This is a genomic window from Luteitalea sp. (assembly GCA_009377605.1).
Lineage (GTDB): Bacteria > Acidobacteriota > Vicinamibacteria > Vicinamibacterales > Vicinamibacteraceae > WHTT01.
In genome coordinates, this window is sequence record WHTT01000002.1 from 55,506 (window position 1) to 68,164 (window position 12,659).

Sequence of the window (12,659 nt, forward strand, 5' to 3'; positions counted from 1 at the left end):
TGGTTTAAGACTCGTGGTGCAGGCCTGCAAACAGTGCTTCGATAGCCGGCAAGCCGCTGGGGTCGCCAAAGCTCAGCGTGCGAGCGTCGCGGTCGATCTTCTTGACGAGGCCGCACAGAACGCTGCCCGGACCTATCTCAACATACGTGCGGACGCCTTCCGATGCAAGACGCCGCACGACCGCCTCCCAACGCACGGTGCAGGAGACCTGCCGTACGAGCGCCTCAATCGCGGCGCTGGCGTCACGCTTGATCTCCGCGTCGACGTTCGCCACAACGGGCACCGCGGGCTCAGACGTCCCAAGCGCGCGCAACACCGGCGTGAGCCGCTCTTCCGCCGGCTTCATCAGCGCACAATGAAACGGCGCGCTCACGTTGAGCGGCATGACCCGCTTCGCACCCAGCGCTCTGGCGCGCTCGCCCGCACGTGCCACCGCGGACGCGTGGCCAGCAATCACCACCTGCGCGGCCGAGTTCACGTTCGCGGGGCTCACGACCTCTCCTTCCGTGGCAGCCTCGATGCACGCCTGTGCCACCAGATCCGCATCAAGCCCGAGAATGGCTGCCATCGCGCCGACGCCCACGGGCACCGCCTCTTGCATGAAGCGGCCGCGCAGCCGCACCGTGCGGACAGCGTCCGCGAAGGATAACGTACCTGCCGCCACGTGCGCCGAGTACTCGCCCAGACTGTGGCCGGCGACGAAGGCCGGCCTGAAGCCGCGCGATGCCAGCAAGCGGTCCGCGGCCGTGCTCACGGTGAGCAGGGCGGGCTGCGTGTGCTCGGTGAGCCGCAGGTCCTCTTCCGGGCCGTCGAAGCAGAGCCGCGAGAGCGACATGCCCAGCGCCGCATCTGCCTCGTCGAAGGGCGCGCGACATTCCGGAAACGCCTCCGCGAGCGCTTTGCCCATGCCGACAACCTGTGAGCCCTGTCCGGGAAACAGAAAGGCGATCATGAGATGGTCAGCGGCGGGACCGGCGCGAGCGCGATCTCGCGTTCGAGCCGGCTCACGAAGCCCGACTCGTGAAGCCGCTCGGCGAGGCGGATCGCGTTCTGCACAGCTCGGGGCGACGAGCGGCCGTGACCAACGAGCAGGAGACCCGCAACGCCCACGAGTGGCGCCGCGCCATACGCCGACGGGTCCATGCGCCGCCACAGCCGCTCGAACGCCGGCCGTGACAGCGCGGCCCCGACCCGACCCGCCGTGGATTGCGCGAGCTCGCGATCGAGGAGCGTCCGCGCGGCTTCTGCCAAGCCTTCGCTGACCTTCAGCGCAATATTGCCTGTAAAGCCCTCGCACACGATGACATCGGCCCGCCCGGTGAAGATGTCATCGGCGTCGACATTGCCGACAAACGGTAGCGTTCCCATCTTGAGTCGCTGGTGCGTCTCGCGCGTGAGCTCGTTCCCCTTGCCCTCCTCCTCGCCAATCGAGAGAAGGCCGATGCGCGGCTGCTCGATGTCGAGTCCCACGCTGGCATAGACGCTTCCCATCACGGCGAACTGCAGGAGATGGGTCGGTCGGCAGGAGACGTTGGCACCCGCATCGATGAGCACCGTCATCCCCGTCAGCGTGGGTAACGCCGCGGCAAGCGCTGGCCGCTCCACGCCGGACAACATGCCGAGCCCGGAGCAGGCGGTCATGACCGCCGCACCCGTGTGGCCGGCGCTCAAGACGGCCGCCACCTCACCGCGCACCAGCGCCTCGACCGCCAGCCGAATCGACGTGGGTCGCCGACGGCGCGCAATGGTCGTGCCCTCCTCGTGCATCGCCACGGCATCAGGGGCGTCCAGCAGGTCGATGTTCAGCCCCGTGGCGTCGAGCGACGCCAGCTCGCGCGCGATCTCCGCACGCGCACCCACGAGCAGCAGGTGGCTTCCCGATTCTCGCGCCGCCGCTACGGCGCCCTGAACGGGGCTGCGGGGCGCGAAGTCGCCCCCCATTGCGTCGATGGCTATGCGCATAGCGTCACGGACGCCTCGGCGAGGCGGCCCGACCCCGGCTAATCCTCGGGCACCTCACGGACCTGACGATCGCGATAATACCCGCAGGTGGGGCACACCACGTGCGGCAGCTTTGGCTCCTGGCACTGAGGGCACACGCCGACACCGACCGGCTTCAACGCATCGTGCGTGCGTCGCTTGGCCGTGCGCGTCTTGGAATGTCTACGTTTTGGATTTGGCATAAATCACTGATCACTTCGTAATTGCTTGAGAGGCTCGAGCCGCGGATCGGTCCAAACGGGCTCGCAACTGCACACCGTGACGTTGAGGTTTGTCCCGCACTGCGGACAGAGGCCGTGACAAGCCTCCTCGCAGAGTGGCTTCATCGGCAGCGCCAGGTAGCTCTGTTCGCGTACCAGTTGACCAAGATCAATCGCGTCGCCTTGGTGGAAGGCGACGCCCAGCTCCTCCTCGTCAATCTCTCGCTCGCCGTCGCCGCGGTTCCGGTTCTGCGGGAGATACAGCACGTCGAACGGCATCTCCACATGGAAGCGGAACAGCTCCAGGCAGCGGCTACATGGAACGTCCAGGTTCGTGACCAGGCGCCCCACCAACCGATACTCGTCGGCCGCCTTGTGCACGTCGAAGTCGAGCTGCACCTCATCGACGAAATGGAACTCCTCCTGCTCGATGCCGGCGAAGGCCTCCGCGCGCCAGGTGCGCGCCTCATGAACCTGGTCCCCCGAAATCGTCTTCAGCTCGAGCTGCGGCATCGTCTCTCGGCGTCGCTCCGCGCAGACGCCCAAACCTGTAAGTATAGCAGGCTCAGGAACCAGGATTCAGGAATCAGGAGTCGGAAATCTGGGTCCAAGGACCACGAGATAAAGGGTTTACCCTCGCCCCGCGCAGCCCTGAGCCTGTCGTCTCTCGACTTCGCTCGAGACGACCCTGAGCCCGCCGACGGGTCGAAGGCGCAGCGCTGATTCCTGATTAACCTTCGTCCCTCTCCTCCAGCTTGACCCACGGCCGAGGGATGAAGAGCTCTTCGTAGAGCCGGACCGCGAACCGGTCCGTCATCCCAGCGATGAAGTCACGCGTGGCAGCATCGAGCCCTTCGACCCCCAGCGTGCCCGGGTCGACGAATTGGTACGGCCGCTCCTGAACCCGCTCCCAGAGGCCGCCCAGAATGCCGGAGGCCTTCGCGATTTCCGCCGTGGCTGCCTCGTTCTCGTAGACGGTCCTGAAGAGAAAGCTCCTCAACTCGAGCGTCGCCTGGAACAGGGTGTCGCTCATCTGCACCTGCGTCAAGCCTGCCTTCATCGTCTCGAGCACGACGTCGGTGACCATGGAACCGATGCGCTCGGACGAGCCCCGCCCCAATACGGCAATGGGCCCCGCTGGGAGATCCGATTCCCTCAGGAGGCCTGCGCGCATGGCGTCATCGATGTCGTGATTGACGTATGCAATGATGTCCGCGACGCGGGCGATCTGCCCCTCGAGCGTCGCGGCGCGATCTTCGACCGGTGCCCCAACCGGGAGTCCCGCCTTGCCCTTCGAGTGCTTGGCAATCCCGTCACGAACCTCCCACGTGAGATTGAGGCCCTGTCGATTCTGCTCCAGCACGTCAACGATCCGCAGGCTCTGCTCGTGGTGGCGAAAGCCTCCAGGCACGAGCTCGTCGAGCACACGCTCGCCCGCGTGGCCGAAGGGCGTGTGGCCGAGGTCGTGGCCGAGGGCGATGGCTTCGGTCAGATCTTCGTTCAGGCGCAGCACCTTGGCAATGGTGCGCGCGATCTGCGAGACCTCCAGCGTATGCGTGAGGCGCGTGCGATAGTGATCGCCGGTCGGCGAGAAGAAGACTTGCGTCTTGTGCTTCAGGCGTCGGAACGCCTTGCAGTGAACGATGCGGTCTCGGTCGCGCTGGAAGGCGGGCCGGATGGGATCCTCCCGTTCAGGCCGCGCGCGCCCTTTGGTCTCGGCGCTCTTGGCAGCCGTCGGCGCGAGGAACTCGCGTTCACGCAGCTCGAGATCTTCGCGAATGGAGGACATACACGGTCATCGTTCGTTCCCGCTCAGTGGTCAGTGGACGCCTCACCCACGGCGTCTGGGCCTGGCCCATAAAGAAGACGGAGAAAGCTGACCCCGTGGTCGAGCGGCGCTACCCCGAAGCCCTCCGCCAGCGTTTGCCCCAGGTCTGCGAAGGTCGTGCGCTCCCCGAGGTCGACGGGCCGCACACCCGCACCCACGAGAAGGACCGGGACGTGCTCGCGCGAGTGATCGGTTGACGGCGTCGTCGGGTCGTTGCCGTGATCGGCTGTAATTACGAGCAGATCGTCGGGACGCAAGCGCGAGACGAGGTCGGCCAACCGCGCATCGAACCGCTCCAGGTTGCGAGCGTAGCCTTCCACATTATTGCGGTGACCGTAAAGCGTGTCGAAGTCCACGAGATTCGCGAAGACCAGGCCACGGTCCACTGTTCTGAAGGCATGCTCGATCGCATCCATGCCTTCGTCATCGCTGCCCGTCGGGACGTCGGTCGTGATGCCGCGGCCACCGAAGAGATCGCTGATCTTACCGATAGCCACCACGGGCCAGCCGGCCCGCGCCAGGTGATCCAGGAGCGTCTCGCTCGGCGGCGTGCGGGCAAAGTCATGCCGGCGAGCCGAATCGCGCTGGAACTGACCCGGGCTGCCCAAGAACGGCCGCGCGATGACTCGCCCGACGCCGAGCCCTTTCGCCACCAGGTCGAATGCAATCTCGCAGTAGCGATAGAGCTCGTCGACAGGCGTCACCTCCTCATGCGCGGCGATCTGGAAGACGCTGTCGGCCGACGTGTAGACAATGGGTCGGCCGCTGCGGAGGTGCTCCACGCCATAGCGCTCGATGACCTCCGTACCGGAGGCTGAATGATTGCCCAGTGTCGCGCGGCCGATTCGTCGCTCGAACATCTCGATGACATCGCGCGGGAAGCCGTGAGGAAAAACCGGAAACGGCTCGTCCAAAACGACGCCAGCGAGCTCCCAATGGCCCGTCACCGAGTCCTTGCCGGGCGACGCCTCGCGCAGGCGTCCGAACGCTCCCGCCGGCTGCGGTGGAGGCTCGATCCCGCGCAAGACGACCAGGTGCCGAAGTCCGAGACTGCAGAGCACTGGGATCTGGAGCTGGACGTATGCGGAGATGTTACCGAGCGTGTTACTGCCAGCGTCCCCGTATCGGCTGGCGTCCGGCAACTCACCGATGCCGACCGAATCGAGCACGATGAGAATCGCACGCCGCCATGGCAAGCGGCGAGCGGCGGCCTCAGGAGCCACGCGTTCGGTTGTGGGGGTCACCTGTCACGGGGCAGTCATGAACGCCAGGTCAGGACGCCTCAGTGAGGCGTCTCTCCCGTCACGATGGTCGGGCGCGCTCGGCGCACGCGGACAGGACACTAGGAGTCGTGCGAGCCAAAATAGTTGGTGAGCGTGCGGCCCGACCTGATGGTCGAGATGGCGTGCTTGAAGATCATGTGGTCAGCACCCTCCAACTCGACAATGATGGCGAACCGATCGAAGTTCTTGATGCGGCCCTCCAGCGCCTGACCGTCCATGAGTCGGATGGCGACAACCAACCGCTCGCGGCGAGCATGGTTGAGGAATACGTCCTGAATGTTCGGCGGCGACGACGCCCGAGATTCGCGAGTCTGTGCCATCAGTGCCTTCTCCAAATGTCCAGCACGGCCTCAGCAGCCTCAAAGGTCGTCGGCCACTCACCCGCACCGTCCAGCCAGTGTAGATTAGGCTCTTTCCGGAACCAGATCAACTGTCGCCGCGCATACCGCTTGTTCTCCCGAACGATCAGCGCGCGCGTCGCGGGCTCATCCCGTACGCCGTGAAGCATCTCCAGGATCTGGCGGTAGACGAGGCCACTGAACGGGTGTGCACGCTCCGGCACGCCGGCCGCCAGCAGACGCCGTACTTCGTCGACCAGGCCGCGTGCGAACTGTTCGTCCACACGTCGCGCGACGCGCTCAGCAATACGCGCCGCCGGCAGCCTCAGGCCAAGCGCCAGCGTGCGATACCCGGTGAGCGCCGGCCGGGTCGCGGCGAAGTGCGCCGACAGCGGCCGGCCCGTCAAGAAATAGACTTCCAGCGCGCGGACGAGGCGCTTCTCGTCTCGCAGCATGATACGCATCGCCGACGCTGGATCGAGGCGGGCGACCATCCGATGCAGGAACGGCACGCCGCGCCGTGCCCCAATGGCGTGCAGCCGCGCGCGCAGGTCCTCGCTACGGCCGGGGCCTTCGAAGAGGCCGCGTGTCAGCGCTCGGTAGTAAAACCCCGTTCCACCAACCAGAATGGGAAGCTTTCCCCGTGCGGTGATCTCGCGGATCACGCCCGCCGCATCACGGGCGAATTGCGCAGCAGAATAGGTCTCGGTCGGCTCGAGAATGTCGATGAGGTGATGCGGAATGCCGCGCCGCCCCGACACGGGCACCTTGTCGGTGCCGATGTCGAAATACTTGTAGATCGCAGTCGAATCACAGTTCACAATCTCGCCTTGATGCCGCTCGGCGAGATCGAGCGCCAGCTTGCTCTTTCCCGTAGCCGTGGTGCCGAGGATCGCGACGAGAAGCGGCACGTGCGCTACCACCACCACCGGACTACTGCCAGCGCCAGCAATCCGGCGAGCAGGATCAGCAGGCCAAGCTGCTGCGAACGTGTCGGCCCCGACATCGTGAGCAGATCACCTTACTGCGACGATGGCCACTCGTTGTAGTAGAAGGTCACGGTGAAGAAGACCCTGTCGTCCGGGTACGCCGGTGGAAGGGGCCTCGTGGGACTGGACCAGCGCAGCGCGTTGACCGCGGCTCGATCAAAGGCATCGACACCGGAGGGCTTCACCACACCGATGTCAGTGATACGGCCGTCCTTCCAGACGTTGAGTGTGATGACGACGTGCCCTTTCATCACCGCCGCGGCCTCGGGCACCAGCCAATTGGAGCGCACTTGCGCGCGGAAGAAACGGATCCACGGGCCGAACTCGACGCCCTTCCGGTCGAAATCGAAGTCCTGACCGTAGCGCCCCGCGCCGCCGTCAGGATTCTCGAATGTCTCCTCGGGTACGTATCGCTCGAGGTTCTCCAGCGCGCGCCCAAGCACATCGCCGGGTGAGTTGCGCGCCTGCGGCTTGACCGCCGGCGCCGTGTCGGAGCGCTGCGGCACTGGCTCGGAACGCTCACGCTCCGGCAACTCCAGTGGCGTGGCGCCGTTGGTCTCGTTCTCGGCGCGCTGTGGCGGCTCAGCCGGTGACGCGGGCGGCGCCGTGTCCGCCTCTCGGCGAGGCGCCTCCGCAGGTCGTTCATCGACGAAATCGGGCGAGTTGCCGCGCGAGAACGGCAGCTCGTTGGCAGGACGCTCGGCCCGTTCCGGCGCCCGTGCTTCACCGTCACTATCCGAGAGCATCGAATCAGGCGGTGGCTTTGGCGGCGTCTCGGGGATGCGCGGCGTGAGAAAGACGAAGCGCGGCGCCTGTGCCAAACGCTTCTCCGCCTCTTCGACGGCCTGTGCACGGGCCTCGGCCGATTCTTTCAGCAGGGCCTGCACCCACGGCAGTCGCGGGCCCAGCAGGACCGCCACGAGCACCAGGAGGTGGAAAATGATCGAGAGAAGCACCCCTTCGCGGCGCGAGATTGCGCTCTCGAGCGATTCCGGCTCCGGACGAAACTCGTCAATGATTAGGTGCACAGAGGTACTTACGCGAGTATAAATGCAAAAACGGCGCCGGGAACACGGCGACCCTCCCTCTAGCGCGTTTGTGGCGAAGGACGCGGAAGGGCCAAAAGGGGACTGTCCCCTTTTGGCCGCTCGAGCAGGAAACTATCAGGCAGCGCGTGGTTCGGCGGTTAACTTCGCCGCGGCGTACATATAGACGACGCCAAGACTCAGTTGGACGATACGAACTGCTGACAGGCCCTGCGACTCGATTGCCGCAGCCACCTCTTCAGGTGGAACAAAGGCGTCGACCGACGCCGGCAGATACGTGTAGGCGTTGCGATGGCGGGACACCAACCGACCAATGCGCGGCAAGACGTGCCGAAAGTACCAGAAATACAGCGATCGCACGACCGGCATGCGTGGCGCCCCAAACTCGAGAATGGCGATCCGCCCCCCCGGACGCAGCACCCGGGCCACCTCCGCCAGAGCGGTCGCCGGCACCTCCACGTTACGCAGACCGAACGCCATCGTCACCGCGTCGACGCTCGCGTCCGCAAGGGGAATGCGCATGGCATCACCGCGGAGGAGCGGCACGCGGCGCTCCTCCCGCTTCGCGCGTACTTTCCCCAGGCCCACACGTAGCATCTCCGCGGAAAAATCCACGCCCACGACACGGCGCGCGCGACCACGGCGGCACAGGCCGAGCGCCAGGTCGCACGTGCCCGTGCAGAGATCGAGCACGACTTCATGACCCGTGAGCTGCAGGGCGCCGACGGCGCGCGCGCGCCAATAGAGGTCCAGGCCGCCGCTGAGCAGATGATTCAGCAGGTCGTACCGCCCCGCGATCGCATCGAACATGCGAGCGATTTCACGGGGCTTCTTGCCGAGCAGGGGACTCGCTGCTGATGGGTCCCCACCGGTCCCCCTCCCCTGCCCCACGGCGGCAGTCATCGTGGCTCCCAGCGCGGATAGAGATCGTGATCGAAGCCGAGCGCCGACAGCACCTTGCCAGCCATAAAATCGGCGAGATCGTCGAGCGTGCGCGGAAGCTGATAAAAGGCCGGCATGGCCGGGAGCACCAGCGCGCCCGCCTCACCGCACAGGAGCATGTTTCGCAACTGCGGCAGGCTGAGCGGCGTCTCCCGCGGAACCACCACCAGCCTCCTGCGCTCCTTCAGCATGACGTCCGCAGCACGTTCGACGAGGTTGCGCGACAGACCGTGGGCGATGCCCGCGAGCGTTTTCATCGAGCAGGGAACGACGACCATCGCCTCTGCGCCGCCGCTGCCGCTCGCAATGCGTGCGCCGAGATCCTTGTTACTGTGCAAGGTCAGCCCGCCGTCGTTCACCCGTTCGCCGTACCGACTCACGAGGTATGCCGCGAGACGATCCACGGCCGCCTCATCGCCGAGCTCGTCCCGTAGCAGCCGCCGACCAAAATCGGTGACGATGAGATCGATGGCGCAGCCACGCTCGAGTAGCGCGGCAAGCGTGCGCACGCCGTAGAGCGCTCCGCTGGCACCCGTGATGGCGACCGCGATGTTAGTGGACATAGAGGGAAACACCCGTCGTGAGCAAGTACAGGATTCCGACGTAGCCGTTGAGATCGAAGGCCCGCTTTACCTGCGAGAGGTCATCGATCGACACCAACGATTGCTCGTAGGCCAGCAGCAGGCCGACCGCGATCACGCCGGCAAAGTAGATGGGACCCAGTTGAGTCACCACGCCGAGCACGCCGAGGAAAAGGACGGCAACAACGTGGAGCCCTCGGGAGATCTGCAAAGCGGTCCGGATGCCGTAGCGCACAGGGATTGAATGGAGACCGTAAGTGCGGTCGAATTGCAGATCCTGGCACGCATACAAGATGTCGAAGCCCGCCACCCAGGCGCCGATGGCGAGCGCAAGCAGCAGCGGCTCCCACGCCATGTGCCCACCGGCGGCGATCCAACCACCTACCGGCGCAACGGCAAGCGCCAATCCCAGGAAGAGCTGCGTCGCCCACGTATATCGCTTCGCGAGCGAGTACCAGAAGACGATGGCGAGCGCCAACGGCGAGAGCGCAAGACACATGGGGCCAAGCTGCCACGCAGCGTACACGAACACACCAGTCGCCACGGCCAGAAATGCGCTAGCCTCGGCCCACGACAGCGCGCCGCTTGGCAGCTCCCGCATCGACGTCCGCGGGTTCAGGGCATCGAAGCGAGCGTCGACCAAGCGGTTGAACGCCATGGCGGCACTGCGCGCGCCAACCATGGCCACCACGATCCACAGCACACGGTGCCACGTCAGCGGCTCGTACCTACTCGCCAGCAGCGCGCCAACCAACGCGAACGGCAGTGCGAATACTGAGTGGCTGACCCGCACGAACGACAGGTACGTACGGATGCGGGTTGCCCAACGCATGATTGCCACTCCCTGACCTACGCAATCCACCGAATGCGGTCGGATGACACGCCCCGAACCAAGCATTCTTCGACACCGTCGATCTCGGCCGGAAGCTCGATCGAGATCAGGCGCGCCGCGAGTCCCTGGGCTATCGCTCCCAAATGATCGAAGCCTAACGCACACGCGCCGTTCAGCGTCGCCCACCGCAGCAGCTCTGCGGCGGGAACGCTGGGCGCCAAGCGTCTCACCTCGGCGAGCTCCGCGAAGAGGTTGAGATCCGGCGCGCTCGCCAGACTATCCGTGCCCACCGCCAGCCGCACACCGCTGGCCCAGAACCGCTCGATCGGGGGCGGCCCCACGCCCACCCATTGGTTACTGCGCGGGCAGGTGACCATCGTCGCTCCCGCTTTCGCCAGCATCCTCAGCTCGGTGTCCTCGAGCTGTACGCCGTGCACGACGATCGTCCTGGGCGTCAACCATCCCAGCTGGGCCAGAAACTCGACCGGTCGGCATCCTGGCGCCCGCCAGCTCTCAGGCCAGGCGCCCAGATCCTCCAACAGATCTCGCCAGCTCCCCCCAGCGGTATAAAGCAGCTCGACCTCTTCCGGCGATTCACCCAAGTGCACGCTCAGGCGACCGACCGGCTCCGCCCGACTCGCTTGCTCGATTGCGACGAAGAGCTCCGGAGACGAGGAGTACGGCGCATGAGCCGCGAGTGCCTCACGCACCCTTCCTCTCGCATCGACCAGCCGCATGCCGGAACGGGCGTCAGTCACGATCGCGCGTGCGTCTCCGCGGAATCCAAGCAGCTCGTGGAAGCTCAACGCGTGGAGCGTGCTTTCCAGGAGCACCGTCACGGCTCCGCGCGTATTACCGACGTCGCCAACGGCCGCGGTGCCGGCGCGCTCGAGCTGCTCCACCGCCGCCCGGATCGCGGGTGTCGGATCGTCTTGTGCCGCCGCGCGCTCGCGCATCAGCACGCGGACCCACTCCGGCATCGATTGCGCCGGCGGCACGCGGCCTCGCAAGAACGAAAGCTCGAGATGTGTGTGCGCGTTGACGAGACCAGGCAGAATCGCGGCCCTACCCAGATCCCGCTCGTCGTCAACGACGACGTCCGGCGGCTCATCGCCAGGACGTCCGACACGCAGGATGCGCCCATCGGCAACGTCGAGCCAACCGTCGGCAATCGGCGGCTCGACGATAGGCAGGACACAGGCGGCTCGCCATCGGACGCACGCTGGCCTGTCTTGGTCGGCCGGCAATGGCATGTCGATTACGACGGACGCCTCGGCGAGGCGGCCCTACCGCGATGGCCCCGGCTACCGCGATGGTAGGGCGCGTTCGCCGAACGCGCCGGGTTAAACCTGCCCCCGACCTACGCGGCCCGCGCGGCTGCGCGCCGGATAGTGAGCGAGCTCGTCTGGAATCAGCGGATCGTCGTCACCCTTGGCCGTGTCCAGCGTTCGACGACGCGGAATACGCTGCTCACGAAACAGCGGATCGCCGAGCATGTCGTAGTGCATGTTGCGGCGCTTCGGCACGAAGCCGATGTTCTCGATGTTACGGACGATCTCGACCTCGTCCATGCAATAGCTGGCGCCGGCTGCACGAACGACGTTCTCCTCGATCATGACGCTCCCCATGTCGTTGGCGCCAAAGAGGAGGCTGAGCTGCCCGACTTTCCCGCCTTGCGTCACCCAGGACGCCTGCAGATTGTCGAAATTGTCGAGGACGATCCGCGAAAGAGCAAGCGTGCGAAGGTATTCGAGCCCCGTCCGCTCGTATCCGCCGAGCTCCGTGTGGTCCGGCTGATAACTCCAGGTAATGAATGCGGTGAAGCCGCCGGTCTCGTCCTGCAAATCGCGCAGCCGTATCAAGTGCTCGATCCGCTCCGCTTCCGTGTCGACGCTCCCGTACATCATCGTCGCAGTTGTGCGGAGCCCGGCTCGATGAGCGTGGCGCATGACGTCGATCCACTCGTCGGCCGTGGCCTTGCCATAGCAATTGAGCTGTCGTCGCACGCGGTCGACGAGAATCTCAGCTCCACCACCCGGGACACTGTCCAAGCCGGCAGTCACCAGCCGGTCGATGACTCGCTCGACAGGCAGCCGGGACATGCGACTGATGTGCAGGATCTCCGGCGGGGAGAGCGCGTGCAGCTTGAAGAGAGGGTAGCGCTGCTTGACCGCTCGGAAGAGATCTTCGTACCACTCCAGCGGGAGGTCCGGATTGTGGCCACCTTGAAGCAGCATCTGCACGCCGCCGACGGCAATCGTCTCATCGATCTTCCGAAAGATCTCGTCGAACGAGAGGACATAGCCCTCGGACGATCCCACCGTGCGGTAGAAGGCGCAGAAGTTGCAGCGCGCCACGCACACGTTGGTGTAGTTGACGTTGCGGTCGATGATGTAGGAGACAATTCCCCCAGGATGCTTGCGCGCACGAATCTCGTCCGCCGCCTGGCCAAGCAGCCACGTCGGTGCTTCGAGATACACGCGCAGCGCCTCGTCTGGCGTGACACGGCCGCCCGCGGCGGCTTTCTCGGCTATTGACCGAACGGTCATCGTCACCCTTCGAACCCTCGAGAACCCGAAGTGGACGCCTCGGCGAGGCGTCCCTACCTGCTGGGTAGGG

General features: G+C 65.6%; 14 protein-coding genes. All 14 read right to left on the reverse strand.

What is annotated here, in order from left to right; translation table 11 throughout:
- Nucleotides 1-4: 4 nt before the first annotated feature.
- Nucleotides 5-952, reverse strand: a complete 948-nt coding sequence (gene fabD / locus GEV06_00965) for an ACP S-malonyltransferase (GenBank protein MPZ16474.1) — start codon at nucleotides 950-952, stop codon at nucleotides 5-7.
- Entirely contained in the window at nucleotides 949-1,962 is a 1,014-nt protein-coding gene (gene plsX / locus GEV06_00970) for a phosphate acyltransferase PlsX (GenBank protein ID MPZ16475.1), read from the reverse strand. Before plsX ends, fabD begins: the two co-directional genes overlap by 4 nt.
- Nucleotides 1,963-2,000: 38 nt before the next feature.
- Complete coding sequence (gene rpmF, locus GEV06_00975) at nucleotides 2,001-2,183, reverse strand: 50S ribosomal protein L32 (GenBank protein MPZ16476.1); 183 nt, start codon at nucleotides 2,181-2,183, stop codon at nucleotides 2,001-2,003.
- A gap of 3 nt (nucleotides 2,184-2,186) precedes the next feature.
- Nucleotides 2,187-2,714 carry a hypothetical protein gene (locus GEV06_00980; protein MPZ16477.1) on the reverse strand — a complete coding sequence of 176 codons (528 nt, stop codon included), beginning with the start codon at nucleotides 2,712-2,714 and terminating at the stop codon, nucleotides 2,187-2,189.
- A gap of 217 nt (nucleotides 2,715-2,931) precedes the next feature.
- Nucleotides 2,932-3,990, reverse strand: a complete 1,059-nt coding sequence (locus GEV06_00985) for a deoxyguanosinetriphosphate triphosphohydrolase (protein ID MPZ16478.1) — start codon at nucleotides 3,988-3,990, stop codon at nucleotides 2,932-2,934.
- A 23-nt stretch (nucleotides 3,991-4,013) separates the two neighbouring features.
- Nucleotides 4,014-5,225 (reverse strand): phosphopentomutase, encoded by a 1,212-nt coding sequence (locus GEV06_00990; protein ID MPZ16479.1) that lies wholly within the window; start codon nucleotides 5,223-5,225, stop codon nucleotides 4,014-4,016.
- Between the two features lie 146 nt (nucleotides 5,226-5,371).
- On the reverse strand, nucleotides 5,372-5,632 hold the full coding sequence (gene hfq, locus GEV06_00995) for an RNA chaperone Hfq (protein MPZ16480.1): 261 nt from the start codon (nucleotides 5,630-5,632) through the stop codon (nucleotides 5,372-5,374).
- Entirely contained in the window at nucleotides 5,632-6,603 is a 972-nt protein-coding gene (gene miaA, locus GEV06_01000; GenBank protein ID MPZ16481.1) for a tRNA (adenosine(37)-N6)-dimethylallyltransferase MiaA, read from the reverse strand. Before miaA ends, hfq begins: the two co-directional genes overlap by 1 nt.
- Before the next feature lie 68 nt (nucleotides 6,604-6,671).
- Complete coding sequence (locus GEV06_01005; GenBank protein MPZ16482.1) at nucleotides 6,672-7,667, reverse strand: TonB family protein; 996 nt, start codon at nucleotides 7,665-7,667, stop codon at nucleotides 6,672-6,674.
- Nucleotides 7,668-7,802: 135 nt separating this feature from the next.
- Nucleotides 7,803-8,588, reverse strand: coding sequence for a bifunctional demethylmenaquinone methyltransferase/2-methoxy-6-polyprenyl-1,4-benzoquinol methylase UbiE (gene ubiE / locus GEV06_01010; protein MPZ16483.1), 786 nt, complete (start codon nucleotides 8,586-8,588; stop codon nucleotides 7,803-7,805).
- Nucleotides 8,585-9,190, reverse strand: coding sequence for a UbiX family flavin prenyltransferase (locus GEV06_01015; GenBank protein MPZ16484.1), 606 nt, complete (start codon nucleotides 9,188-9,190; stop codon nucleotides 8,585-8,587). Before GEV06_01015 ends, ubiE begins: the two co-directional genes overlap by 4 nt.
- Nucleotides 9,180-10,049: a 4-hydroxybenzoate octaprenyltransferase gene (locus GEV06_01020; GenBank protein ID MPZ16485.1), complete on the reverse strand. Its 870-nt coding sequence runs from the start codon at nucleotides 10,047-10,049 to the stop codon at nucleotides 9,180-9,182. Before GEV06_01020 ends, GEV06_01015 begins: the two co-directional genes overlap by 11 nt.
- An 8-nt stretch (nucleotides 10,050-10,057) precedes the next feature.
- Nucleotides 10,058-11,293, reverse strand: a complete 1,236-nt coding sequence (locus GEV06_01025; protein ID MPZ16486.1) for an amidohydrolase family protein — start codon at nucleotides 11,291-11,293, stop codon at nucleotides 10,058-10,060.
- A gap of 90 nt (nucleotides 11,294-11,383) precedes the next feature.
- Nucleotides 11,384-12,589 carry a dehypoxanthine futalosine cyclase gene (mqnC, locus tag GEV06_01030; protein MPZ16487.1) on the reverse strand — a complete coding sequence of 402 codons (1,206 nt, stop codon included), beginning with the start codon at nucleotides 12,587-12,589 and terminating at the stop codon, nucleotides 11,384-11,386.
- Nucleotides 12,590-12,659 lie beyond the last annotated feature (70 nt).